The organism is Acidobacteriota bacterium (assembly GCA_016196065.1).
Classification (GTDB): Bacteria; Acidobacteriota; Terriglobia; order Terriglobales; family Acidobacteriaceae; genus Acidiflorens.
The window spans coordinates 198,676-224,603 of record JACPYL010000012.1 but is presented as its reverse complement, the minus strand read 5'-3'; the positions used below and the strand labels follow the sequence as shown (position 1 = coordinate 224,603).

The following is a 25,928-nucleotide window of genomic DNA, read 5'->3' as shown; positions in this document are numbered from 1 at the left end:
TCGCGGAAGCGTTCACTCGCCCTGCAGGCGCCGACGGAACAGATTCATCGCAGACTCCATCCTTTGAAACGCCGGCGAAGGCGCCGCCGGTGCTTCCTCGCTGGTGTCCACGCCGCTACTAGCCGGATCGCTCACCGCCGTTTCGCCCAGCCCCACCGCATCCTGCAGCAGCTTCCACGCCTCGCGATATTGCTCATACCGTCCTGTCGGCGTGCACAGCGTTACCGCCCGCATTCCCGTAATCTCCTTGGCCGGCAGAATGTACCATGCCTTCTCCGGCACCACATACGCCGCCAAAAAATCAAACGACCCCTCCCGATACACCTTATGACTGCTGCACACCGAGCAGACATATCCTTCGCCATTCTTCGATTGGAAGATCGTGCACTTCACCTGCACTGCCACGAACTTTCCCGGACGCCCCACCACCACATCAAAATTCTCCGAATCGCCCAACGGTTTGCTAGCCGGCAAATCATGCTCAGCCGCCTCCGCCATGAACCGCAACTCCACCCACTCGCCGCGCTTCTTCTTGTCGGCGATTTTGTGCGTCGATCTTGTTCTTTTCTTCGTCACACTCACCCCAATGAGAGACATGTCATCCTCAGCGAAGATGTTGCTTCGCCCGCAGCCACTCCCTTAACGGCTGTCATTCCGAGTCGCTCGCAGCCGAAGGCGAGAGCGTGCGAGGAATCTGCTTTTGACTGCTTCTATTGGAAATTTTCCAGCATCCCAAAGCAAGAGTTTCAGAAGAGAAATCTTGTCGCCGCTTCCCGAAACGGGAAGCGGAATGCACGCGGGGCAGGCTTTCTTGTCCGACGTTTTTGATGTTGGGAAGCTATTTCCCGTGCGCAGAGGTTCACTGCTGCGACGCGGATGCCTGCTTACTCAAAGCTTTCGTACTGATCTAGGTAAACCGGGGGGATCGCTTCCTTCACAGCAGCGGTCGCCTGCGACAACCTGGCCTTTTCCTGGCTTGCAAACTCCTCAAGGCGAGGATCAGAGTACTTTGCCATTTCATCGAGGAGCCGTAAATTGGACTGGACCTCCGCGGCTTTCGAACTGTCCCAACCCGGCAAGCTGAATTGCCGGATGAATTTTTGGAGCACTCGGGGCCGGTCGGGAGATTTCTCCAGAATTTTGAGTGCAATGTCAGTCCAGTGTGGACCGTCCTTGTCTTGCTTAATCGCAGATATTCCCGCAGCCGCGATCGGATAACGAACCTCAGGCAATTCGTCGCACCATCGAAGAAGCGCCTCTACTGGGATAACGTCGAAAGCATGCGGACGCAATAGATCTGAACTCTCCAAAATGCCGATTCCGACCCTTGCCATTGCCGCATCGTCTCCACCGCACAAGGATTGCAGAACGGCAAAAGGCTGAGCACTGAAGAGAACCTGCAGAAGGTCACGGTGGCCATATGTAGACGCTTCGGACCTCGAAATGGCGTCACGCAGATTGCTGCAGATCTCGCTAACAGTCGTAGCGCCCTTTTCCCCAAGTAAGCAGTTCTTCCCGACAATCTGTAGCCTATATACGAAGTTAGAGTCTGTGTTTCCGGTTACTTTGAGACGGCGGAAAAGCTCACATCCAATTTCGACGAGTTCGCCGGGCGTACTGCTTTCTTGACCGAAAGAAAGCCTCATGATGAGAATCTCTATGGCGATGTCAACGCCGGCGTAGCGATCCGAAATTCTCAGCAACAACTCATTAAACATCGAGCCTTTGAGATGATGCGTTACTCCCCCTGCCTGCAACGTCCGATACATGTGAATTGGAGCGCTACCATGATTAAGAGAGCGAATCAGGCGCTGAAATCCAGATTGTTCTATCGTTCCGATTGAGGTCTCCAGCATGGGATAGAATTGCGCAAGAGCGTTATCGTCGATGGCATCATCGAGCATGGAACTTGCAAGTGCTGGATTCCTTGGATGGAGACCGTTCAAGAATCCGCGGAACACGCCTATGGTTGTCCCTTCCACGGGGATGGGTTGCAGTTGGGCGACCAACTTTTTCCAGATTTCGATCGGATCATCTGCGCCTTGCGCCAGCCCTCGCCCAAAACCCCAAATTTGTTCACTCCTCGTGCGAATTAACTCTGGAAGAAGCTCTCTTAGCGCGGATTCATCACGCACCACAGTCACACCAAGTTCGTAGGCAGTATTCTCCAGTCGGGACATCGCGGACTCGATGCTCTCGTTGCGGTCACTGACTAAAGGAATTCCCACAATTGATATAGATTCCGCCAAAACGATCGAACGCACACGCTGGATCGTACCCCGCGGCTGAAGAAGCGCCTCGACGCGGGCGAGATTCTTAGCCACATCGGCGGTGAATCCATTGGAGTCGTAATACAGCGTTTCCCGCGCGGCACTCCAGCCTTCTGCCCAGAATGATTTTCTCGAGATCGAGTTGCAGGTACGTTCCAAGTCCTCATACATCTGGGCTCCCGTCCACAGGCCACGAAACTTATTCGCGATGATAGTGCGCACGCGTTGAGCCTCGGAGTAGTCAGCGCATGCCAATTCCTCAGCCAACTTTAGGAATCGACTGAACCACTTGACCACTTCTTCCCTCGTGGCAGGCCAGTAGCCAAAGTCTCGCGACCGTGCTCCAAATCCAAAACTTACGATGGGTCCGAAATGCCACGCGGTTAGAGCGGCATCGAGACTCCTCAGGCCTAGTTCTCGTTCGAGTGAATTGCTTGACCTTAGCAACGACCGAGTTACTGATTCCCTCTGTTCCGGGGATGCGTGAGTGCCTGACTGTATGATTAGGAAAAGCGAACCGAACGCTTTGGTTGTGTCGTTGGGATTTTTGGCGAAAGGATGACGCCGATCCTTCTGCGCCAGCCACTGCAGCTTTGGCGAGCAGCGCAACGGATCTTTCGAAATGCTGAGGCTCGTAAGCGAGGGATACCAGCAGTTGCACGTAGCGGGCGCATTTTTTCGCAGAGTCGCCGCTTGTGGACCCAAGCACAGCTCGTTCGAGCGCCGATAACGTGGCATCCGGGTCTACTGGCGCTATGTTTCTGAACATACTTTCGCCAAGTTCGTTGAGGTTCAGGACATCTGACAACAACCCGCCTACGCCAAGCCAGTTCCTCGAGATTTGCTTTGCCTCTTGGGAACCGTCAAGATACCCGAGTCTTCTGGAAAAAGACCTTAGAAGTCTTTCGGGCGCTTCGTTGACTAGGTGTTTTTCGACTATGGTGGTGGGGATGTCTTGGAGCGCTCGGGCCGCCAGCCGATTCGCGATTGCATGGGGAAGAACGGCCCGCCAGACGCCGCGGCGCTGGACTAAACGGCGACGCCCCAGTTCGACGGCACTTTGAAACATCTCTTGAGCGTTTCTCTTTACGACGGCCCCCAGTCGGGAAAGTTCCGCCTCGTCACCATCGGACACGTCTTCTCCATGAAACGAGTACACGAGCGATAGGCCTTGTGCTGCAACCAACAGAGATTCATTCGGTGCATTACGCTGTTCGAACAATCGCTTGAAAAGATTTTCGTCGGACATGCCAGCAATCGTCTCATCGCGGTGAACCGTCTCGGCCAGGCTGATGGCGATTCGAGCGTTTCCGCCCGAGAACTGCGCAATAGTGTGAAGGTCGATCCACGACAAATAGGAAAATCGGTGCTTCAACAATTTTTCGATTAAGGCTTCCGAAGACACTTCCAGCTCGAAAACCTCGGTTCCCTCGGGCTGGTCCTCGCGAATGTCGTACTCGACCGTAATCACGCTCACGGTGCTTTCGGGCGCCCGGCACACGTCGGAGACGCGCCTGTGAAGGTCAGGCGGGCAGTTGTCCACCACGACAATTGCCCGCGAGCGCGATGCAATCAGGTTCTGGGTAAGAGTTACGGGAGACGGCTCGGGTCCATCGGCCACATCTGTGTAAAGCGCCAGTGCTGGATCAAGGCTCGACTCGCCAACCCGGCTATCGAAAAGGGCTTGGACAAATCTCGTTTTTCCTACTCCTGACAATCCGACGAGACGGACTACTCCACCAGGGGGTCGCAGTCGGTCACGAACGCGTTGAATGCCCACCACTGCCGACAGGCCGGGCTCTGTCGCCTCAGTGTCAGTACGGACGCGGACCGCATCGTCAAGCAGGTATTCTCCCCTGACACCATCAGGCACATATGCCCACGCCTCGTACGGGCGCCATCCCGGCAGCGCGCGCCCGATTTTGCTCCTGACCCAGAGAGCCATGCCTGCATGGTCGCGAACCCAACTCGCCACACGCCCTCGGTCGTAGAAATCTAACGAAAGATCTTTCGCGTTCGGAAGATCACCCACAGCCTCTCGCATGGCGTCGTGTCTGTTTCGAAGAGTCGTTTCCGAGGTTGATTCCGCACTCACGATGACCTACGCGCCCGATCGATTCGCCAGGTCTCGAATAATCGGCCGCAAAACGTCGCCCGGCCGCATCTCGTCGAGAATTTCGGTGCGCGGCATACCGCTCTTCTTCACTTGAAAGCCAGTGTGTGGGCGCGGTATGAAGCCGGCGATCGTTACGTCGTCCCCAAGGGAAACGCGAACGTCTAGGCCTCCATCCGCCGAGTTCTGATGTCCGCTCCACGTCACCGCAGTGGTGGACAAACCTCGCTTCCTAAGCTCTGCCTCGCAAAGTAGACCAACCAAGGTGCGAAGGTCGGAGTCGTTCAATAGCGCGATATCGTCTGGCGTGATATCAAGCATTTGTAGATAGGCTGACCATGATCATACTAAAAGGGCACAGTAGCGGGGCTTCCATCGCCTGGCTAGCGGCACGGGTTCGCGCCTCGGGATGAGCGCTAACCTGGAAATTCAGCATAAGTCGTCAGAAAGGAAAAAGGGCGCGATCACTCGCGCCCTTCAAAACCCTACGAGTAAACTGCTAGTCCCGGACTCCATCCATGAACGCCCGCAACTTACGCGAGCGACTTGGATGACGCAACTTCCGCAGCGCCTTGGCTTCGATCTGGCGGATGCGTTCGCGGGTAACTGCGAACGATTGGCCGACTTCTTCCAGGGTGTGTTCGCTGCCGTCTTCCAGTCCAAACCGCATTTTGATTACTTTTTCTTCGCGCGGGGTTAGCGTGCGGAGAACTTGCGAGGTCTGGTCTTTCAGGTTGACGTTGATTACGGCCTCGGCGGGCGAGACTACGGCTCGGTCTTCGATGAAGTCTCCAAGGTGGGAGTCTTCTTCTTCGCCGATCGGAGTTTCGAGCGAGATTGGTTCCTGAGCGATCTTCAGGACTTTCCTGACTTTCGCTACCGGAATATCCATTCTCTTCGCGATCTCTTCCGAGGTAGGTTCGCGTCCCAGTTCCTGCACAAGTTGCCGCGAGGTGCGGATCAGCTTGTTGATCGTTTCGATCATGTGGACGGGGATACGAATCGTACGCGCCTGATCAGCAATGGCACGAGTAATTGCCTGCCGAATCCACCACGTGGCGTACGTGGAGAACTTATAGCCTCGCCGGTATTCGAATTTGTCTACCGCCTTCATCAGGCCGATATTGCCTTCCTGAATCAGGTCGAGGAATTGCAGGCCCCGGTTGGTGTACTTTTTCGCGATCGAGACGACGAGACGCAGGTTGGCTTCGATGAGCTCGCGCTTGGCGTGCTCCGCGTCCATGTCTCCCTGGATAATCTCGCGCTGTGTGCGCTTGAGTTCCAGGAACAAGACGCCCGCTTCGGCTTCCAGCTTTTCGAGTTCGCCTCGTACCGCGCGCGATTGCTTGCGGTATTCCTTGCGCTGCTCTTCGGAACGCGTCGCGTCGGCCTTCTTTTCCAGGTTCTGGATCTGACGGTCGAGCGATCGCATGCCATCGACCGTGCGATTGACGCGGTCGATCAGGCGCTTGCGTTCGTTGTGAGTGAATCCCAGCTTGCGGATCGCCTGCGAAGTCCGGATGACCGCTCGCGCCAGTTGAATGCGATAACGGCGATAGTCCTTCGGACGCTTCTTCTGATTCACGTCGGCTAACTTCGCCTGGAGCGGCGCTACCTTGTGGTAGAGCTTTTCCATGGCGTGAATCTTCGCCAGGAATTCCTTGAGCCGCTTTTCTACGATCTCTTCGGTGATTTCCTCTTCGTCGAAAGTGACCAGCTCTTTAATGGAGCGGACGCCTTTCTCGAGGTCCTCGCCCAGGGCGAGGAGTTCATTGATCACGATGGGAGAACGGGAAAGAGCTTTCAGGACGCGGTTCTGTCCACGCTCGATGCGTTTTGCAATTTCGACTTCGCCTTCGCGGGTCAGCAAAGGCACGGTGCCCATCTCGCGCAGGTACATGCGGACGGGGTCGTTGGTCTTTTCAAGCGCGCCTGGGGTCAGGTCGAGCTCAACGTCTTCAGAGCCTTCTTCTACTTCCTCGAATTTTTTTTCCAGATCGGTCGAAGGCCCTTTCGAGCTTTCGAGTACGTCAATTCCTTGTGTCCCGATCGTGGTAAGCAGATCGTCCAGGTCTTCAGGAGAATGCACATCGTGCGGGATTAAATCGTTGACCTGGTCATAGGTCAGATATCCCTTTTCCTTGCCTGTTTCGATCAGCTTTTTTATATCGTCGTACTTGTCATCAAGAGCCAAGACAGATTTTCCTTCGGGTCGTCCGCAGTGGGCGGGCGCCAAACCTATTCAGCGGTAGGAGTTGGTACGGAGTTGTGCACAAAGGCACAAGCCTTGGAAGTATAGCACGCGCAGAACTGCCTCTGCCTGCGTGATCGAAAGCTAATTTTTCCCGTCACCGACGCCGGATGTGTCTTCCGCCTAACAACTTAGATGATATCGGACACGGATTCGTTCCACGAAAGGCGATCGGTTAGCGGTAGATGTTTGGTGAGGGTTCGGGGATCGGGAGCGAGAGCAGACTCTATCGCGGCAACGGACGAGGTGCCGGGACTGCAGAGGCTCGCGAGCGCTGAAAATAAAGAGTTTAGGTCGCGCTGACATCGCTGCATGCGATACTGATGGTATGCCAGCGCTTGATCCGTCCCCTCGGCTCGCCAACGATCCTCACTCGGTCAAGATCAATTTGAGCACGGGAACCGGCGTCGAAATCGAGTGGAAAGATGGGCACAAGTCGAGCTACACGTTTCCGTTTCTGCGGGACGCTTGTCCGTGCGCGCTTTGTGATGACGAGCGGAGCAAGTCCGATCGGAAGCCGGGCGAAGGTCCGAAGCAGGCTCCGGGAGCGCTCCCGATGTTCAAGGCCGCAGCCAAGCCGCTGTCAGCGGAGCCGGTGGGGAAGTATGCGCTTCGTTTCTCCTGGAACGATAAACACGATTTGGGAATTTATTCGTGGGCGTATCTGCGGGAAGTTTGTCCGTGTGCAGAATGCCGTGGACAGTAGTGGACAGAATCTGATTTTGGGTGGCGCAGCGGTTCACCGCTGCGATTGAGATTCTTCTAACCAGTGGGCTTTAGCCCCCGAGGTCTCACACTCGGAACCCATTACAAATATTCGGTGGCTCATCGGGTCGAGCGACCTGCCCAGACCACCCGCAAGCGAATGCTGCTCCAGGAAGCTATCGATTCGCCTTTGCTGTACGCGCGTACACTTCCTGCGCGGCGCGGACTGCGCTGCCAAACTCCACCGGTTTCCCGGTCAGATCGGCGATCACGTTTTCGAGTGCCGACAGCACTCCAACTGTGTCGAGGTAGTCGTAGTAGCCGAGATGCGCGATGCGGAACAGTTGTCCTTTCATCTCAGCCTGCCCGTTCGCGACGACGGCTCCAAACTGATCGCGAAAACGTTTGCAGATTTCGGTCGAGTCGGCCTCGCGGGGAGCCTCGACGGCGATGAGCGCGGCGGCCGGGCACGTCGGCGCGAATAGTTTCAGGCCGAGGGCCTGTACTCCCGCGCGCGCCATGGCGGCGCAGAGTTCGGCGTTGTCGATGAGAGCTTTTCTTCCGGCGGCAAGGTTGCCGTTTCCCATCTGGCGAACGTAGTCGAGCGCGGCCGCGAGCGCGGCGAACATCGCGGTCGCGGGTGTGTAGGCCGTTTCCGCTTTCGCAGAGGACTTTCTCTCCTTGCGCAGATCGAAGTAGTAGCGCGGAGTGGTGGTCGTCTCCATACGCTGCCACGCTCGCTCACTGATCGCGCCGTATGCGAGGCCGGGCGGGATCATGAGCGCTTTCTGCGATCCACCAATAATGATGTCGATCCCCCACTTGTCGACGTCGAGGTGAGTGGTGCCGAGCCCGGTGATGGCGTCAACCACGAGCAACGTATCGGGCAACGCGCGCACCAGCTTCGCAATCGCTTCGATGTCATGACGCGCGCCGGTCGAACTTTCCGACGCCTGCACATAGACGCAGCGAATGTCATTCTTCTCCGCGAGTTTCGCTTGCACCTGGTCGAGGGCGATCGTCTGGCCGTAGGGCGCGGTGACGGTTTCAACCTGGCATCCGAATGCCTTCGCCAGCGACACCCAGCGCTCGCCAAATTTTCCGGCGGTCAGGACGAGCACTCTGTCTCCGCACGACGTCAGGTTCGAGACGGCCGCTTCCATGAATCCCGTACCCGAAGCAGTGAGCACAAGGACTTCATTCTGTGTGCCGATAAATTCCTTCAGATCGGCGAGAACGCGCGTGAACAGGGCGCGGAAGTCCGCAGTGCGATGATGCGCGCCATACGACGCCATCGCGAGCTGCGCGGAGGGGAGAAGCGGTGTCGGGCCGGGAGTGAAAAGGCGGTTCTTTTTCAGCATGAGTTCTTAGGATAGTCGAGGGTATGGGCGAATGGCTATTGGCTGCGAGCTACGAGCTGCGGGCTTCGACCAATCTTGGTTCGCTCGCAGCTCGAGGCTCGGAGCCCGTAGCGTTCTATAATCTGCCCATGCCATTAATCGACCAGATCCAGAAAGACATCGTCACCGCCATGAAGGCGAAAGAAGAAGCTCGCCTTTCCTGCCTGCGTATGGTGAAAAGCGCGCTCCAGTTGAAAGCCGTCGAGAAGATGGCGCCGCTCGACGATAAGGAATCGCAGCAGATTCTCTCCACGCTCATCAAGCAGCGCAAGGAGTCGGTGGAGCAGTTCACCAAAGGCGGACGTCAGGAAATGGCCGACAAAGAAGCTGCCGAAATCAAAATGATTGAAGCCTATCTGCCCAAGGCCGCGGGCGAAGAAGAGATCATCGCGGGAGTGAAGGCAGCGATCGCCGAGATGAATCCGCAGCCCGCGATGAAAGACATGGGCAACGTCATGAAGGCCGCCATGGCTCGCTTCGCAGCCGCCGGGTTGCGAGTGGACGGGAAAGTGGTCAGCGAGGCGGTCAAAAAGGCTTTGTCCACGTAGGATGTGGCGCGGGCGCCCCCGCCCGCGAACTCCTGATCTCACCGCTACTTTCGGCACGGAGCACTCGTCCGCCCACCCGGCGTGCATCTTGATTCTTGACATACCTTGCACCGCAAGGTATCGTGCCTACCAATGGCTGTCCGCGCCACCCCCGAGCCCGAGTCTGCTGATAAGTGGGAAGTCCAGTTGCGCAAGGGATGTCTGGAACTGGCGATTCTGGCGGTGCTTTGGTCGGATCGCCTTTATGGATTGGAAATCATGCGACGGCTGGCAGATGGCTCGGGCCTCGTCGTTCCTGAGGGAACGGTTTATCCCCTGCTCAGCCGGTTGAAGGCCGAAGGGCTGCTCAGTTCAGAGTGGGTGGAAGCGGACGCGGGCCATCCCCGAAAGTATTACCGCCTGACCGCATCCGGACGCCGGCGCGTCACCGAGATGGCGCGCTTCTGGCAAAGCTTTTCGGCCAGCCTCGACGACCTTCTGGTCGCCGTGCGAAAGGAGCAACGTTAATGCCTGCACTCGCGTCTCCGCAAACACAGAAAATGATCGACGCCTATCTCGCCGATCTTCGCGCGCGGCTGCGTTCTCTGCCCGCTGAGCAAGTCACGGAAATCGTCGAAGAAATTCGCAGCCACATTCTGGACACTGCGGCCACGGGCGGAGCAATGACGGAGGCGGGAGTCAGTTCGGCGCTGACTCGCCTCGGGACACCCTCGACGCTGGCCGCCAGTTACGTCACAGACAATCTGCTGGTACGCGCGCAACAACACCGCATGCCGTGGACCATTCTGCGCGCCATCTTCCGATGGGCCACGCTCAGTCTGAAAGGCTTTCTGGTTTTTCTCGTCTGCCTGGCCGGCTACTGCTTTGGCGCGTCCTTCTTTCTCGCGGCATTGGCGAAACCGTTCAACCACAAAGTTGGCCTGTGGCTGACGAATGCGGACACATTCTCCCTGGTGCTCGGAATGACGGATGCAATTCCGCAGGGCCACGAACTACTGGGATGGAAACTCATTCCAATCGGATTCGCACTTGGAGGCGGAACGGTTTTTCTCACCACGCAGTTGGCGCTGTGGTTCATTCACCAGTTTCGGGAAACGCGATCGACTCAGGGATGGGGAACAGCAGCTCGATGAATAGATTGGACCGCAACTGGCGCCGTCATCCCTAAAACCACCTGTCATCCTGAGCGGAGCGAAGGACCTGCTTTCTTGGCGTTCGCAAAGCGAGCATATCCTTCGCTCCGCTGAGGATGACAATTCATTTGTAGATAACACTAGATCGAATGGCCGACCTGAACACGTCCGCAACGTCCTGGCGCGATAGCAAGTGGCTCGCGCTCCTCGAATTTCTGCTGGTCGCATTCATCTTCTACGCCGACTATAGTCACTGGATTCCCGTCTCGAAAACCCCGGAGCTCGTTCTACTGGGATGGATTTCTCTGCGCTTGCGCGGGCTGGGATGGCGCGCGGTCGGGTTGACTCGCTGGCGTTCGTGGCCGGTGACGATCGCAGGTGGTGTCGTGCTGGGTGCGGCGTTGGAAGCGTTTCAACTTCTAGTGACGCAGCCGATTTTGTCGCGTCTGCTTGGCAGAGAGCCGGATCTGGATCTGTTTCGCATGCTCACCGGGAACATCAAGATGACGCTGCTGTTCATTGCGCTCTCCTGGACGCTGGCGGCTTTTGGCGAAGAACTGTTCTGGCGCGGGTATCTGATGAACCGCGTGGCGGATTTATTTGGCCGCACGCGGGGCGCGTGGATCGTGAGCCTGGTGATGGTCAACATCGTGTTCGGTCTGGCGCATGGCTATCAGGGGCTGACCGGATGGATTGAAGAAGGGCTGGCGGGAATCTTTCTCGGTCTGATGTACCTACGCACGGGAAAGAATTTGTGCGTGCCGATTATCGCGCACGGCGTCAGCGACACGATCGATATGGTATTGCTGTTCCTGGGGAAAATGCCGGGGATGTGAATTGTAAAGGTGGATTGCTACCGTAACATCGCCATTTTCACAAAATGGCCCGACAGGTTGCGGAGGGAAAAGTGGTTACCCAGATTTTCAGACCGATGTTCCCCATCCATCAAAGTCACAAGAGCGCTCTTTACCAGCAGCGACCATCCACGTGACCCACTGATCTAGGATTGTGGGAGAAACAGCTGTCGCCTGCGTTCGGCCTCCAACTCTCCATTTGCGGCGCAGAAATGAACCGACCGGCTCGACCTGAACTTCGTAGTCCGTCTGTTCCTGAAGTAGAGCGCGCAATCCGTCGGCAGCCTGACGATTTGGTGAGTTGTAAGAAAAATCGAGACGCACCCTGCTCTTTTCCGTCACGCCATGTTTTTGCAAGACAGACCATGTCTGGTGATTCATCGCAAGCTGCTTGGTGAGAATGTCTTCGTAATGTGTGTCTGTCATGGTTAGCTATCAACTGACGAGCAGCCGCACGGGGATGCCAAGGACTGCCCTGTACGGCAACTGTTTTCGAAATCGCGAGGTCACCAACAACGTAATCACTTATTCCTTTGCCACTCCCGATACGCCTCACTCTTCCCCATCCCGCGCTCTTTAGCGACCTTCTTCAACGCGGCTTTTTCATCGGCGTTCTCATCGGACATGATCTGCTTCACGCGTTGCGCAATGGTCAACTCGGAGCCCGCAGCTCGCAGCTCGGAGCCCTCCGCCTTGGCGACTAACAATGTGATCTCACCGCGAACTTCTCCGCGCGACTTCAATTCGTCCAGCACTTCACTTGCTCGTCCGCGCAGGAACTCTTCGTAGATCTTGGTGACTTCGCGCGCGACTACTACGTGCCGTTCGCTGCCCAGAACTTCGACTACATCGGTGAGCGTTTCGAGCAGCCGGTGCGGGGCTTCGTAGAAGACTTGCGTCCGCTCGGACTCGCGCACGCTCTCAAGCAGCTTGCGGCGCTGGCCGGATTTTACGGGAAGGAATCCGCTGAACCGGAAGGAGTCGGTGGGCAGGCCGCTGGCTACGAGCGCGGCCAGAAATGCCGACGCACCCGGGATCGGGACGACCGGCACGTGATGGCGGATCGCGAGCGTGATCAGGCGGAAGCCGGGGTCGGAGATGCCAGGCATGCCGGCGTCGGTGACGAGCGCGATCTTTGCGCCGCTTTCGAGATCGACGATCAGCTCGGCGGCTTTCGTCATCTCGTTGTGTTCGTGATAGCTGACGGTGCGGGTCGGAATGCCGTAGTGGCTCAGAAGTTTCTGCGTCTGGCGAGTGTCTTCGCAGGCGATGAAGTCGACTTCTTTCAGTACTCGCAGAGCACGCAGCGTGATGTCTTCGAGATTCCCGATGGGAGTGGCGACGAGATACAGCGCCGAACCGGGAGCAAGAGTGCCGCGTCCGTTCGCGTCGGCGGGAGCATCAGCGCGCATGAGGAAAGTCTAACAAGAATGCGAGTCGCCGCGAACAACCGGCGGATTGGCCGCAAAATCATGTAGAGACGAGGCTTGCCTCGTCTCCCTCGCAATCGGTAGTGCGGTTGCCATCGGAGACGCGGCAAGCCGCGTCTCTACTCGCGTATCTATTCGATGTCGGCGCGGCGCAGTTTACGGCTCTCGGCGAGCAGCGCCATGGAGTGCATCAAATTTTGCAGGGTGATGATGCCGACCAGGCGTTGTTCATCAACCACTGGAATGATGCTCAAGTTGCGTGCAGCCAGTTTGCGGAAGGCCGAAGCGAGCGACTCCTGCTTATTGGCGACTTCGAACAAGCGGTTCATGGCAGCCTGCACGTATCCGTTGCCGTCGGAGCGGAGCGCGTCGAGAATTTTCTGTTTCGAGATCACGCCGACCATGTCACTGCCTCGGACCACGGGGAAATCGTCCTGCAAGGTGTGGACAGCTTTGTCGAGCGCATCTTCTAATGTGTCGGCAGGCGACAAAGTAGCGAAGTCGGTGAGCATGACTTCTTCGAGTCGCACGCTCTGCAGAACAGAATGGAAGACTGCGGAACGTTCTTCGAGTTGCGCTCCTGCAAAGAGGAAGAATCCGATCATCAGCAGCCACAGACCGTCGCCACGGGTCTCGGGGCGATTGGCAAGGAGCATACCGAGCATCATGAACAGGATTGCGAACACGTGCCCGATGCGAACGGCCCGTTGCGTGGCGCGGATCGGATCCATCTGTCGCGTGAAGAAGGCGCGCAGCACGCGGCCTCCGTCCATGGGATACGCCGGGAGCAAATTGAAAAGTCCGAGATACAGATTCAACCAAACCACACTGCGCGGCAGGGAGTTGGGATCGACCAGCGGTTTCGCAAGCAACGGAAAGCCGGGAACGACTGCCAACAGCGCCAATGCCGTTACGCCTGCGATTACCAGATTTACGAGCGGGCCGGCAATGGCGATTCGTATATCACGCTTCCACGTCGAATCCGATTCCAGCGTCGCCTGCGATTCGTCGAGGATGGTGACGCCACCAATCGGAAGAAGGATGATCCCTTTGGCGGGCACTCCCGCGCGACGGGCGACGAGGGCGTGGCCGAGCTCGTGCATGACTACACTCGCAAAAATGATTCCAACCAGCCCCAACGCACGCGCGGCAGCGGTCGCGTCTTGTACGGCTGACTCGGCGCTCCACACAAACAGCAGCAGGAAGAAAAACGTCAGGTGAATGCGAACTTCGATGCCGAACAGCTTGCCGGCCGGGATGGACCAACTGCGCATAGTGGTGCCTATGAGTATTCTATCTACTTAGACGCCGGACGTGGTGCCGGCGGATCAGCCTCTGTGGCGCTGGCGCCCTCGCCCGCGAAACTGATGCTGTTGTAGAAGCTGTCGTTGGTGTAGATGCTGTCGTAAGCGAGCCTGAGGAAACTGGAACTGCCCAACCCCCAATGCAGCGGTTTGGGTGCGGGCACGCGGGCGAGGGCGCCCGCGCCACACTTACTGAATATGCGAGTCATCGCCGGACAATATCGAAGACGCCTGCTGCGGTCGGTGCCAGGCACGGAAATTCGTCCCACAGCAGACCGCCTGCGCGAGACGCTGTTTAACGTGCTGTGCGCGGGCAATCCCGAAGCACTCGCCGGATCGGTGTGGCTGGACTTGTATGCCGGGACGGGAGCGGTCGGAATCGAAGCGCTGAGCCGCGGGGCGAAGATGGTTTGTTTTGTGGAGTCGTCGCAGGCGGCAGCGCAGTTGATTGCGGCAAATCTACGATCATTGGGCATCGAGAGCGGGTTCCGCATCATAACGGCAGACGTCGGCAAGGGACTTCGGCAGTTGGCGACTGCGGGCATCGCGGTGGACTTTGTTTTCCTGGATCCGCCCTATCGGGAGCAGGAAGAATACGGCAGGACTTTGAGCGCGTTAGCGGCGTCCCAGTTGCTTCGGCCAGCGGCAGTGGTGATCGCGGAGCATGAGAAGAAGTTCGACTGTGGGGAATCGTACGGTGAGTTGCGACGGTATCGGACGCTGGCCCAGGGGGACGCGGCGTTGAGTTTTTACGTCAAAGGTTAGAAAACCTGAGAGTCATCCGCTCCTGACATTCTGTTGCTTGCGCAGGTCGGATTGCACCTTCCGGTTTCGCAGTTCCTCTTTCATGCTGTAGCCCCAATGCAGAAGTCGCAAAGCGACAAAAACGAATTGCACGCCAAAAAAAGCGCCCACCCACCCTTCGCCCCGGGTGCGCCATGTGTACCAGAACAATGGGAGCGACGCAGCGATCAAAAGGCAGGCCCACCGGATCATGCGAGTGGCCTTGGCTTCAGAATCCAGGCTGCCTTCAAACTGCGGATCGACAAAGGTGGCGACCGGCGGGTTGACCCGTCCGCGACTGTCGAAGACGTCGCATCGCAACCTGGGAATGTCTGCAATTGTCCGACGGCAGTATTGCTCGGCTTCGTCGAGCGAATCGAAAATCAGGCAGCTGCGCGTCATACCGGGACCGAGTGAGTGCCCATCGCTCGTCAACTCAGTCCTATTCTCAGTGTCGCAGAGAAAGACGGCATACTGCGTAGGCTGGATCATCTCCATCCAACTGGCAGGCTCGCGATTTGGGTCGTACAGAGCGACTTCGCGCACGGGTGCTCCGAAACAGAAAGTCGAGTGTACCGAAAGCGGGGCGTTTCCTGGGACACACCCGTGGTGAGGCGGAGGAGCCACGACAAAGCTAATCATCGCGCGGCGTGATGCTCTCGCTATAATCAAACCGCATGGCTAACTTTCCACCGGTTGACGAACAACTGGCCTACATCAAGAAGGGCGCGGCGGAGATCGTCAAAGAATCCGAATTGCGCGCGAAACTCGAGCGGTCGCTCAAATCGGGCAAGCCGCTAAGGGTAAAGGCGGGATTTGATCCGACCGCGCCCGATCTTCACCTGGGACACACCGTTCTATTGCGCAAGCTCAAACATTTTCAGGATCTGGGACACACGGTCATCTTCCTGATCGGCGATTTCACCGGGATGATCGGCGATCCCACGGGACGATCGGTGACGCGGCCTCCGTTGACGCGCGAGCAGATTGACGCCAACGCCGACACCTACAAAGCACAGGTGTTCAAGATTCTCAGTCCGGAAAAAACGGTAGTGGATTTCAATAGCCGGTGGTTCGCGAAGTTTTCCGCCGAAGACTTCATCCGGCTGGCGGCCAAGTACACGGTTTCGCAAATGCTGGAGCGCGAAGACTTCCACAAACGATTTCACGACGAAAAGCCGATTGCCATGCACGAGTTGCTCTATCCGCTGGCGCAGGGATACGACTCGGTGGCGCTCGAAGCGGACGTGGAACTGGGCGGCACCGATCAAAAATTCAACCTGCTGGTTGGACGCGAATTGCAGCGGGCCTACGCACAAGAGTCGCAGGTCGTGCTGACAATGCCGCTGTTGGAAGGGCTCGACGGCGTTAATAAGATGTCGAAGTCGCTCGGAAACGCGGTCGGCATTCATGAAGCACCGCTCGAGATGTACGGCAAGATCATGTCGATTTCGGACGACATGATGTGGCGGTACTACGAACTGCTGACGGACGTTCGCTCGGACCAGATCGCAGCAATGAAACAGGATGCAGCGACCGGGAAAGCGCATCCGATGGCGCTGAAGAAGGAGCTGGCGCGAGTAATTGTCGCGGACTTTCACTCCTCGGATGCAGCAAACAAGGCGGGCGAGGACTGGGCGAAGCAGTTTCAGAAGCATGAAGTGCCGGAGGACGTCGAAACCGTCTCAGTCTCCTTCGGGGATGTCGCCTCGGAGGACCGGAGTGGAATCCGGCTCGACAAGCTGCTTGCTCTAATTGGCCTGGCTAGCTCAGCGTCAGAGGCGTCGCGGAAGATCAAGAAAGAGAAAGCCGTCAAGGTAGACAGCGCGATCGCAACCGACGTCTTGCTGCGACTGACGTCGAATCTGCCGACGACAATCACCATTCAGCTTGGCCGGAAACTGAAGAAGGTCACAATCACGCCTTGAGATCTCTAACAGGCCTGTCATCCTGAGCGGAGCAGGGCGATTCGCGAAGCGAATTGGCCTGCGTAGTCGAAGGACCCCAGCACGTTTTCCAAGTCTCTGCGGTTGCAGGGAATTCTCCCCGTGCTGTTGCAGCCACGTGGCGCCCCCGGAGTTTTCCGATTCAAACGAGTATCCATGTGGAAACTCCCTGCAACGCCGCTGGTTGTGTCCACTTGCATGGGGTCCTTCGACTCCGCAAGAACTTCGCTTCGCGCAGTTCTTGCTCCGCTCAGGATGACAGCTGGGGTTTCGCATGTTTGACCCTCCCGCCGCACTCCCTTAAACTTAAGAGATTCAGCGAAATACAAGGCCTGATCCTATGTCTGAGAGTATCCACATTAAGCTCCCCGATGGGAGCACCAAAGAAGTTCCAAAGGGGACGACGGCGCTCGATATTGCGAGGTCCATTAGCCCGCGTCTCGCGGATGCGGCGCTCGCGGCGAAGACGAATGGCGATTTGATCGACCTCACTCGTCCGCTCGAAAAAGATACTGACCTGCGCCTGCTCACGGATAAAGACCCGGAGGCGCTCGAAGTGTATCGACATTCGTCCGCGCATCTGCTGGCGGCTGCGGTGCTCGAACTTTTCCCGGAGACCAAGCTCGGTCACGGGCCGTCGACCGAGAATGGATTCTTCTACGATTTCTATCGTCCCACTGCGTTCACGCCGGAAGATCTCGAGAAGATCGAAAAGAAGATGCAGGAACTCGTCCAGCAGAATCTGCCTTACGCACGTGAGTTTCTGCCACGCACGGAAGGCCTGGACAAGTTCAAGGGTGAAGGCGATTTCATGAAGTGCCATTTCATCGAGCAATTCACCAAGCCCGATGAAAAGATTTCGATCTACAAGACCGGCAAGTTTCTCGACTTCTGCCGCGGCCCGCATATTCCTTCGACCGGCAAGATCAAGGCGTTCAAGCTGCTCAACATCGCGGGCGCGTACTGGCTGGGCGACGAGAAGAACCAGCAGTTGCAGCGCATTTACGGGACTTCATTTTTCTCGAAGAAAGACCTCGACGCTTACCTGACCGGAATCGAGGAGGCGAAGAAACGCGATCATCGCGTGCTCGGCAAGCAGCTCGATCTGTTCTCCATCCAGGAACTGGCGGGACCGGGGCTGATCTTCTGGCATCCGAAGGGTGGAGTGATCCGCAAAGAGATGGAAGACTGGATGCGCGAAGAATATCTGCGCCGCGGATATTCGCTGGTCTGCACGCCGCACGTCGCGCGCCGTCAACTCTTCCACACGTCCGGACACGAAGGCTACTACTCGAACAATATGTTCGACGCCATGGAACTCGACGATGCCGAATACCGGCTCAAGCCGATGAATTGCCCGGGGCACATACTGATTTATGCAGACTCGCTGAAGTCGTATCGCGATCTGCCGGTACGACTGGGCGAGTTGGGAACGGTCTATCGCTACGAGCGCTCGGGCGTGATGCACGGATTGTTGCGCGTCCGCGGCTTTACGCAGGACGATGCCCACATCTTCTGCACTCCCGAGCAGATTGAAAACGAAATCGTCGGCTGCCTGGAATTTGCGCTGGCGGTACTCAAAGCTTTCGGCTTCACCGAATATCAGACGGAACTCTCCACCTGGGATCCAAACGACAAGAAAAGTTTTCTCGGCACCGACGAGCAGTGGAATACGGCCAACCATTCGCTCGAAAGCGCACTGAAGAAGCTGAATATTCCCTACAAGACGATTCCAGGCGAAGCGGCGTTTTACGGTCCGAAGATTGACGTCAAGTTGGTCGACGCGATCGGGCGACTCTGGCAGCTCTCGACGGTGCAGTTCGATTTCAACCTGCCGCAGCGCTTTCAACTGGAGTACGTCGCCGAAGATGGCACGCGCAAGCAGCCGGTCATGGTGCATCGCGCGCTGTATGGATCGGTGGAGCGCTTCTTCGGCGTGCTGATCGAGCACTACGCCGGAGCGTTCCCGGTATGGCTCTCGCCGGTGCAGGTAGCGATGATCCCGATTGCGGAGCGTCATGTGGCCTATGCCGAAAACGTCGCCGCGCAACTGCGGGCCGTGGGAGTCCGCGTCGAAGTCGATGCCCGTAACGAAAAGATGAACGCCAAGATTCGCGAACAGGCAATGCAGAAAATTCCGTTCCTGCTCGTCGTCGGAGACAAGGAAGCGGAAGCGAACAAGGTCAACGTCCGCGCCCGCGGCAAAGAAAAGACTGAAGATATGGGGACGGCGGAGTTCGTGGAGAAGATCAAGGGGCTGATCGCGGAGAAGAGCGCGGGATTGTAGTCAGGTCGTCAGCATGCGCAATTGCCTATTCTGCCCAGCAAAGGCATCGTCCCAGGAACATGTCATTCCCGCGTCTCTAGGTGGAAATGACACCATCGCGGCAACGTGTGTGGAATGTAACGGTTCCTGCGGTAGGTTTGAGGACGAATTTACTGAACACTTGCTCCCCTTCAGACAAATTGCAGGCATCCCCAATCGGCGAAAAAAGATCGTGCCCAGTGTGCCCTCCATTCTGCGGGTAGGCTCGGATGAGGAAACGGGCATCAGACATCCGGACGGCGAAATCTCGATTCGCACTCGACAGATAGATCATTCCGGGGAGGTAATTTCCGAAAATCTGAGGTCTACCTCTCTCCAAGAAGTCGAGGCTTTCAAGCGTCGTGCGCGACAACAAGGCAAGAAACTAGCTGAAGAACCAGCAGAACGGGTTACCTATGAACCTGTGTGGAAGGGCACGTTTCATTTTCTATGCGCGGCCTCAGCCTTGAGAACCGCGGCAAAGGCCTCTTACATCTGTCTGGCCCGCCAATCACGAGCACTAGCAAGAAGCGACGAGTTTCAGGCTATACGGGACTTCATAGCCAGCGGTACGGAGGCGCCCGTAAAACTATTCTTCAACCCAACCTTTGCAAACCACATTCAACTACCGATATCGGAGCACCGCATAATCATCTCGCTGGACGGTTTGACTCATGAGGCCATTGGGATTGTTATCCTCATGGGAGGCCTTCACTATGCTGTGGATTTGAGTTCGTCCTATGTTGGAGCCGACTACACGTTCAGCTATTCGGTAGATGGAATAACCGGTAACAGCAAGATCACCAAGACCAACGAAGGCGACCTAGTCAAACAAGTCTTCAGCCATGGCACCAAGTGGAATGACATCGCATTCTCGGGCGGATACTTCGGATCCCTGGTGCCGAAGAGTCCTGAGTATGAGTTCTCGGTGAGACGCATTGAGAATTCATAGCTGTTGTCGGGCGGGAGTCAGCATTGAAGGCCCTTTCGCCATTGACAGACAACACCCATCTGGGTCAAGATTCCGCCCAAGATTTGTCGGCCTGCCTTTCCCCTCCGACTCCCCACGGACTAATCCTGCTGCCAAATCCGCGCTGATGGCTTTCGGTACGCTTTCACGCTGTCAAACATCGAGGATTGATCCGTCAGGAGGATTCCATGTACACATCGTCCGCCAAAGTAGCACTTTCATCGGCCCTATTGATTTTTCTGCTCATGCTCACTGGCCCGGCTGCCCTTGCGACCTCGGAGAGCGTCATCCACAGTTTTGGGAATGCTCCCGATGCCTACGGCCCACGCTGCAACCTGGTGGTCGATGCGGTGGGGAACATGTACGGAACCACGTTCAGCGGAGGTCACGACAACTTCGGAGCGATCTTCAAAGTGACCACAACTGGCGATGAGTCAGTCGTCTACAGCTTTGTCGGCGGAAACGATGGCACGCACCCCATTGCCGGGCTATTCATCGACAAGAAAACCGGCATCCTGTATGGCACCACCATATTCGGCGGAACCACCAACAACGGCACCGTGTTCAGCTTCAATCCGGCCACGGGAATCGAAACCGTCCTCTACAGCTTCAAAGGAGCCGCCGATGGCTACAACCCCTATGCAGGTGTGGTCAGAGTAGGCACGAACCTGTTCGGCGCTACCAACGCCGGCGGCGCGTTCGGATACGGCACGGTGTTCAAACTGACGGCCGCGGGCAAGAAGACGATTCTGCACGATTTCAACTCCGCCTTCCCGGCTCTGGATGGATCGTTCCCTTACGCCAGCATGATTCTTTACAAGGGCATTCTCTACGGCACGACCACGCTCGGTGGCCTCGGCAATCTGGGAACGGTATTTTCCATTACGAAAACGGGAAGCTACGCCACGCTCTACACCTTCAAGGGCGGCGTCGCCGACGGGCAATCGCCGTTCGGCAGTGTGCTTTTCGACGCCGACGGCAATCTCTATGGGACCACCAACGGGGGCGGAGTCGACAATGCCGGAGTTGTGTACAAATTGGGGACGGGCGGCGAGACCGTTCTGTATCATTTCCGCCGCAACGGCGCCGACGGAATCAATCCGAACGCGGGCCTGATCCTCTTCAAGAAGAATTTGTACGGCACGACGACCGGCGGCAATTCCAACGGCGGCACGGTGTTCAAGCTCACGCCGTCGGGAACCGAGACTGTGCTGCACATGTTCACCGGTGGAACGACCGACGGATTCAATCCTTACGGAGCACTCGTTGTCGGCATCGACAAAGCGTTGTATGGCACCACAGCGGTCGGCGGCACATCGAGCTTGGGGACGGTGTTCAGGCTGGTCCCGTAGGTACTCACTGTTTCTTGGCCGGTTCGTTCGTTGCGGCCGACAGGACCTGAAGGGTTGCCTGGTATTGCGCCGGGTCGATCGGCTCTGCGAACGGATCGTCTTTCCTCTGGTCTCTGGTCTTTTGACCTTCTCGAGCGTGGTCGAGGGCAGAGTGGCCGGACTGGTCGAGGAGACTGGGATTTGCTCCGGATGTCAGGAGCAACCGGCAAATGTCGGGTTCGGCTTCCGAAGCCGCCTTCATCAAAGCGGTTTCTCCTTCAGAATTTGTCTCGTTCACATGAGCACCCGCACTGATCAGAGCAGTCACGGCATCCAAATCGCCGCTCGCGGCGGACAACAGCGCTGTGCCATAGCTGGACTTCCAATTTACGTCGGCGCCGCCAGCGATCAGCACCCTGACCACATCGGCATTCCTGGCCCGCTGCAGCAGGCTCAGGTCGCGGCTGTTCTGATTTGGGTTCGCCCCTTCCTGCAGAAAGGCACGCACGGCGTCTGCCTCTCCCGATTCAACAACTTCCCAAAGAAGGCCTTTCGCTTCCGGATCCTCCTTTACGTTCCATCCCTGCCGCGCTTTCTGATGCACGGTTTCGGCGTCAATACGAATGTAGCGACTCGACTTAGCGGCACGATCAACCTCTTCCTCCAATTCGCGCAACTCCCTCGGCCCACCGACATAGTCATCGATTTTCTTGGTGTGCCCTTCCCAAGTGAAGGATGTGTAGGTTGAAGGTAAATCGGTCACGACCATTTCCGACCCATCGGCAGTTTTTATGGAGACGTACTTGGATTCGAACGAGAAATAGCGGGCCGCGACAAATTTATTGGCCAGTTGCCGAACCGCATCTGCCTCGATGCGATAGGTCTCCGTTCCCTTTATGCGCACATATTCTTTCCCCTCGTAAACAGTGGATCCGTCTTTGTAGATCGCCAACTTGTAAATTGGGCAAGAGCCCAGGCAGGCGGTGCGTTCGAGGGTGATCACAGGTTGACTCGGCTTTGTGTTTTGGGCGACGGAAAGGGCAGCGACGGAAAGAATGAAAAAGGCCAGGGCGGAACGTTCCATGGACAACCTCCGCAGGATCCATTATCCCAGCAAATGAAACCTTGGACAAAGATGTGGACTGCGAGCGTCCCACGACATCGTTCCTCAATGCCGCCAACTCGGCAATTTTTGGCGGGAGTGGTGCCCCTTCCTTGAGGCGCTCTCCCGCCCTGTGCTAGCATCGGGAGTTTCGCAGGTGGTGTTGGGCTGGCCTGTACCTGTCCTGATACTTAATTCCGGGCCCTCGCCGATCTCCCAGTCAAGCCTGCTGAAGGAGACAATCCGTGAAAGTTTACGACGCAGCCAATCTTCGCAATCTTGCCTTGATCGGGCATGGACACGCCGGCAAAACTTCGCTGGTCTCGGCCATGCTCTTTACCGCTGGCGCCACACCGCGTTTCGGGCACGTGGACGATGGCACGGCCACCACGGACTACGACGAGGAAGAAATTGCCCGCAAGATGTCGATCTCGGTTGGCCTGGCGGCGGTGGAGTGGGGAAAGACCAAGCTCAATTTGCTGGATACTCCCGGCTTCAACATGTTTGTCCACGAGGCCAAAATGGTGCTGCCCGTAGTCGATGCGGCGCTGGTGGTCGTAGACGGCGTGGCCGGTGTGGAAGTCGTGACGCAGCGCGTTTGGAATTACTGCGAAGAAATCAATCTGCCGCGCATGATCGTCGTCAGCCGCATGGACCGCGAGCGCGCCAACGCCGAGCGCGTGCTGGAATCACTGGTCAACGCGTTTGGACGCGCCGTCACTCCGCTCCAACTTCCCATCGGCAGCGAGAAGAACCTTTCCGGCATCGTCGATCTCGTCCGCATGAAAGCCTACACCTACGAAATGGGTGGCAATGGCAAAGGGAAAGAAGGACCAATTCCCGCCAACATGGCGGAAGTTGCCAAGGAAGCGCACGAAAAGCTGGTGGAACTCGTCGCCGAAGGCAAAGACGAATTGATGGAAGAGTATTTCGAGAAGGGCACGATCCCGGAAGAAGATCTGGTGCCCGCGTTGCATGAGGCGATCCGCGAAGACAAATTGTTCCCCGTGCTGTTCACTTCCGGACTGGGCAACATCGGCGTCGATGAATTGATGGACTTCATCGTTGATTACACCCCGGCCGCCAGCGAGCATCACCAGATCACCGGCGAAGCGGCGGGAGGCAACGGCGAGCCGCCAGTCCGCAAGGGAATCGATACCGAACCGGCTTCGGTCTATGTATTCAAGACTCTTTCCGATGCATTTGCGGGACGCATCTCCTATTTCAAAGTCTTCTCAGGTGTCCTGAAGAACGATGCAACGCTGCAGAACTTCAGCCGCAACACCGCAGAGAAGTTGGCGCATATCTCGATCATGCAGGGCAAACAGGCGATTCCGATCCAGGAGCTGCACGCGGGCGATATTGGAGCAGTCGCGAAGTTACGCGAGACTCTGACCGGCGACACGCTCGGCGACAAGAACGCTCCCATCAAATATCCGCACGTACAGCTGCCCGAGCCCGCCATCACGTTTGCGATCGAGCCCAAGAGCCGCGCCGACGAAGATAAATTGGGTGTCGGGCTCCACAAGCTGATGGAAGAAGATGCCATGCTGCGTTTCTTCCGTGACCCGCAGACCAAGGAATTCCTGATCGCAGGCACTGGTCAGCAGCATATCGAAGTCGTCGTATCGAAGATGAAAAAGCGGTACCACGCGGAAGTGGTGCTGAAGGCGCCGAAGGTTCCGTATCGCGAGACGATTCGTGGCAAGGCAGACGTCCAGGGACGCCACAAGAAACAGACCGGCGGCCACGGGCAGTATGGCGACTGCAAGATCAAGATGGAGCCGCTGCCGAAGGGACCGGAGTTCGAATTCGTGAACGATATTTTTGGCGGCGCGATTCCGAAGAACTTCATTCCGGCAGTGGAGAAGGGAATCAAGGACGCGGCTTCGCGCGGTTATCTGGCGGGCTTTCCGGTGGTGAACTTCCGCGTCATCCTGTACGACGGTTCGTATCACGACGTCGACTCCAATGATCTTTCCTTCCAGATGGCGGGGCGCATTGCATTCAGGAAGGCGATGGAAGCGGCGAAACCAACGCTGCTCGAACCGATCATGCACGCGGAAATCACCATTCCCGACGACTTCGCCGGCAGCATCATGGGCGATTTGAACAGCCGCCGCGGTCGTATCCAAGGTATGGACAACAAAGCCGGCAACACCATCGTCAAAGCCGAAGTGCCGATGGCCGAGATGCTGACCTACGGCGTCGACCTGACTTCAATGACGCAGGGACGCGGCAGCTTTGCGATGGAAATGCACCATTACGATGTCGTCCCGCAGCAGTTGCAGGACAAGATTGTCGAGAAGGCCAAGGCGGCGCGCGGCGAGGTCAAGGACGAAGAGGAGTAGCGCTGGGGTTGGTTTTTTGAACGAGGAGTCGTTCGTAGATTCACGCCAGCTTCACATCGGTACGCCCGAACTCCGTGCCCTTGGCTAGAATCGGCTGGCCCGAGGCTCTGGCAGGAAACCTTTCCCTAATCGCACTTTCTGGCGTACCATTCCTCTTTCTTGAGGGAGGCAAAGATGCTCAGGCGGGAATCCGTTCCCCACCGCTTGTACGTCGCGGCGCTGGTTATCGTTGTTTCAACTCTGTTTTCATCTTCCGTTATGGCACAGTCAGCCAAGGTGCTGGAACTCGATCACGTTTCCCTCTGCGGACCGGACCTCGACGCCCTGCGGCAGATGTTCACTGACGTCGGGATGACTCCCGATTTTGGCGGGCCGCACGGCAATGGCGTTACCCAGATGGCCCTGATCGGATTCGAAGACCAGTCGTACCTCGAACTGATAGGCCCGGTAAAAGCGGGCGTGACCGATGGCTCGGATTGGGCAAAGTTCATGTCGAGCGATGTCGGCGCATGTGCCTGGGCCGTCGGCACCAACGTGTTGCTGCAGGATATCGACCGCCTGAAGAAAGCCGGCATCGCGGTCGGCGCACCGCAACGTGGGAGCCGCAAGCGTCCGGATGGCATGTCGCTGGAATGGCTGACAGCGGAAGTGGGTCCAGGAACGACGGGATCCGTGTTGCCGTTCATGATCGAAGATCAAACGCCGCGGCAATGGCGCGTACAGCCTTCGGCGAGCATGAACGGGGCGCCGGTCTTTGGAATCGAAAATGTCATCGTCGGCGTCAACGACCTGAACGCAGCCATCGCGCTTTTCCGAAAAGCCTATGGATGGGCGGAGCCGCTCACTGAGACTCAAAAAGATTTCGGCAAGCTCGCGTACTTTCCTGGCGAACCGGTTATTCTCGCCGCGCCCTCAGGTGGAGGATGGCTCGCGGACCGTGTGAGTAAGTTTGGAGAGAGTCCAGTTGCGTATCTTCTGGCGACCCGCGATTTCGCTGCCGCGTCTAAGAAATACAAGCTGGTCAACACCAAGACGTGGTTCGGGCAGAAAGTCGCATGGATCGATCCCGGCAGAATTAAGGGCGCACGCGTGGGCGTGATTGGGCAGTAGCTTCGTGCAAAACTGCGACGGA

General features: G+C 57.2%; 24 protein-coding genes. 12 read left to right on the top strand and 12 right to left on the bottom strand.

The window, feature by feature from the left end; translation table 11 throughout:
* Positions 1-12: 12 nt before the first annotated feature.
* From HY010_13075 to rpoD, 5 genes are all read right to left on the bottom strand, one after another.
* A complete protein-coding gene (locus HY010_13075; GenBank protein ID MBI3476658.1) occupies positions 13-597 on the bottom strand; it encodes a hypothetical protein in 585 nt (194 codons plus the stop codon).
* A gap of 287 nt (positions 598-884) precedes the next feature.
* Positions 885-2,324, bottom strand: a complete 1,440-nt coding sequence (locus HY010_13070) for a hypothetical protein (GenBank protein MBI3476657.1) — start codon at positions 2,322-2,324, stop codon at positions 885-887.
* A gap of 205 nt (positions 2,325-2,529) precedes the next feature.
* Positions 2,530-3,747: a hypothetical protein gene (locus tag HY010_13065; protein MBI3476656.1), complete on the bottom strand. Its 1,218-nt coding sequence runs from the start codon at positions 3,745-3,747 to the stop codon at positions 2,530-2,532.
* Positions 3,748-4,371: 624 nt separating this feature from the next.
* Complete coding sequence (locus HY010_13060) at positions 4,372-4,605, bottom strand: hypothetical protein (GenBank protein ID MBI3476655.1); 234 nt, start codon at positions 4,603-4,605, stop codon at positions 4,372-4,374.
* Positions 4,606-4,882: 277 nt separating this feature from the next.
* Positions 4,883-6,577, bottom strand: coding sequence for an RNA polymerase sigma factor RpoD (gene rpoD, locus HY010_13055; GenBank protein MBI3476654.1), 1,695 nt, complete (start codon positions 6,575-6,577; stop codon positions 4,883-4,885).
* A gap of 385 nt (positions 6,578-6,962) precedes the next feature.
* On the opposite strand from rpoD, the gene HY010_13050 reads away from it, so the two are divergent.
* A complete protein-coding gene (locus tag HY010_13050) occupies positions 6,963-7,340 on the top strand; it encodes a DUF971 domain-containing protein (protein MBI3476653.1) in 378 nt (125 codons plus the stop codon).
* Positions 7,341-7,515: 175 nt separating this feature from the next.
* On the opposite strand, the gene HY010_13045 is transcribed toward HY010_13050, so the two are convergent.
* Positions 7,516-8,700: an alanine--glyoxylate aminotransferase family protein gene (locus HY010_13045; protein MBI3476652.1), complete on the bottom strand. Its 1,185-nt coding sequence runs from the start codon at positions 8,698-8,700 to the stop codon at positions 7,516-7,518.
* A 128-nt stretch (positions 8,701-8,828) separates the two neighbouring features.
* Between HY010_13045 and HY010_13040 the strand changes: the two genes are divergently transcribed.
* The 4 genes from HY010_13040 to HY010_13025 all read left to right on the top strand — a co-directional run bounded on the left by HY010_13040 (position 8,829) and on the right by HY010_13025 (position 11,256).
* Positions 8,829-9,287, top strand: a complete 459-nt coding sequence (locus HY010_13040; GenBank protein MBI3476651.1) for a GatB/YqeY domain-containing protein — start codon at positions 8,829-8,831, stop codon at positions 9,285-9,287.
* A gap of 132 nt (positions 9,288-9,419) precedes the next feature.
* Positions 9,420-9,794 carry a PadR family transcriptional regulator gene (locus HY010_13035; protein ID MBI3476650.1) on the top strand — a complete coding sequence of 125 codons (375 nt, stop codon included), beginning with the start codon at positions 9,420-9,422 and terminating at the stop codon, positions 9,792-9,794.
* The gene (locus HY010_13030) at positions 9,794-10,420 is read left to right on the top strand and encodes a hypothetical protein (GenBank protein MBI3476649.1); all 627 of its coding nucleotides are present in this window, start codon (positions 9,794-9,796) and stop codon (positions 10,418-10,420) included. Before HY010_13035 ends, HY010_13030 begins: the two co-directional genes overlap by 1 nt.
* Positions 10,421-10,569: 149 nt before the next feature.
* Positions 10,570-11,256 carry a CPBP family intramembrane metalloprotease gene (locus HY010_13025; GenBank protein MBI3476648.1) on the top strand — a complete coding sequence of 229 codons (687 nt, stop codon included), beginning with the start codon at positions 10,570-10,572 and terminating at the stop codon, positions 11,254-11,256.
* Positions 11,257-11,343: 87 nt separating this feature from the next.
* On the opposite strand, the gene HY010_13020 is transcribed toward HY010_13025, so the two are convergent.
* The 4 genes from HY010_13020 to HY010_13005 form a co-directional block, all read right to left on the bottom strand.
* Positions 11,344-11,700 carry a hypothetical protein gene (locus HY010_13020; GenBank protein MBI3476647.1) on the bottom strand — a complete coding sequence of 119 codons (357 nt, stop codon included), beginning with the start codon at positions 11,698-11,700 and terminating at the stop codon, positions 11,344-11,346.
* Positions 11,701-11,795: 95 nt separating this feature from the next.
* The gene (rsmI, locus tag HY010_13015; protein MBI3476646.1) at positions 11,796-12,686 is read right to left on the bottom strand and encodes a 16S rRNA (cytidine(1402)-2'-O)-methyltransferase; all 891 of its coding nucleotides are present in this window, start codon (positions 12,684-12,686) and stop codon (positions 11,796-11,798) included.
* Between the two features lie 149 nt (positions 12,687-12,835).
* Positions 12,836-13,978 (bottom strand): site-2 protease family protein, encoded by a 1,143-nt coding sequence (locus HY010_13010; GenBank protein MBI3476645.1) that lies wholly within the window; start codon positions 13,976-13,978, stop codon positions 12,836-12,838.
* A gap of 23 nt (positions 13,979-14,001) precedes the next feature.
* Entirely contained in the window at positions 14,002-14,217 is a 216-nt protein-coding gene (locus tag HY010_13005) for a hypothetical protein (GenBank protein ID MBI3476644.1), read from the bottom strand.
* On the opposite strand from HY010_13005, the gene rsmD reads away from it, so the two are divergent.
* Positions 14,207-14,773: a 16S rRNA (guanine(966)-N(2))-methyltransferase RsmD gene (gene rsmD / locus HY010_13000; GenBank protein MBI3476643.1), complete on the top strand. Its 567-nt coding sequence runs from the start codon at positions 14,207-14,209 to the stop codon at positions 14,771-14,773. The two genes, HY010_13005 and rsmD, sit on opposite strands and share 11 nt — an antisense overlap.
* Before the next feature lie 12 nt (positions 14,774-14,785).
* Here the strand turns inward: rsmD and HY010_12995 are convergent, their stop codons facing one another.
* On the bottom strand, positions 14,786-15,337 hold the full coding sequence (locus HY010_12995; protein ID MBI3476642.1) for a hypothetical protein: 552 nt from the start codon (positions 15,335-15,337) through the stop codon (positions 14,786-14,788).
* A 131-nt stretch (positions 15,338-15,468) separates the two neighbouring features.
* Between HY010_12995 and HY010_12990 the strand changes: the two genes are divergently transcribed.
* The 4 genes from HY010_12990 to HY010_12975 all read left to right on the top strand — a co-directional run bounded on the left by HY010_12990 (position 15,469) and on the right by HY010_12975 (position 21,364).
* The gene (locus HY010_12990; GenBank protein ID MBI3476641.1) at positions 15,469-16,719 is read left to right on the top strand and encodes a tyrosine--tRNA ligase; all 1,251 of its coding nucleotides are present in this window, start codon (positions 15,469-15,471) and stop codon (positions 16,717-16,719) included.
* 358 nt (positions 16,720-17,077) lie between these two features.
* Positions 17,078-19,024: a threonine--tRNA ligase gene (gene thrS / locus HY010_12985; GenBank protein MBI3476640.1), complete on the top strand. Its 1,947-nt coding sequence runs from the start codon at positions 17,078-17,080 to the stop codon at positions 19,022-19,024.
* A 13-nt stretch (positions 19,025-19,037) separates the two neighbouring features.
* The gene (locus tag HY010_12980; protein ID MBI3476639.1) at positions 19,038-19,994 is read left to right on the top strand and encodes a hypothetical protein; all 957 of its coding nucleotides are present in this window, start codon (positions 19,038-19,040) and stop codon (positions 19,992-19,994) included.
* A 206-nt stretch (positions 19,995-20,200) separates the two neighbouring features.
* A complete protein-coding gene (locus HY010_12975) occupies positions 20,201-21,364 on the top strand; it encodes a hypothetical protein (protein MBI3476638.1) in 1,164 nt (387 codons plus the stop codon).
* Positions 21,365-21,368: 4 nt separating this feature from the next.
* Here HY010_12975 and HY010_12970 read toward each other — a convergent pair whose 3' ends face one another.
* On the bottom strand, positions 21,369-22,427 hold the full coding sequence (locus tag HY010_12970) for an ankyrin repeat domain-containing protein (GenBank protein MBI3476637.1): 1,059 nt from the start codon (positions 22,425-22,427) through the stop codon (positions 21,369-21,371).
* A 263-nt stretch (positions 22,428-22,690) separates the two neighbouring features.
* On the opposite strand from HY010_12970, the gene fusA reads away from it, so the two are divergent.
* Together fusA and HY010_12960 are read left to right on the top strand one after the other, a co-directional pair.
* The gene (fusA, locus tag HY010_12965; protein MBI3476636.1) at positions 22,691-24,796 is read left to right on the top strand and encodes an elongation factor G; all 2,106 of its coding nucleotides are present in this window, start codon (positions 22,691-22,693) and stop codon (positions 24,794-24,796) included.
* A 174-nt stretch (positions 24,797-24,970) separates the two neighbouring features.
* A complete protein-coding gene (locus HY010_12960) occupies positions 24,971-25,906 on the top strand; it encodes a VOC family protein (protein MBI3476635.1) in 936 nt (311 codons plus the stop codon).
* Positions 25,907-25,928: the final 22 nt, after the last annotated feature.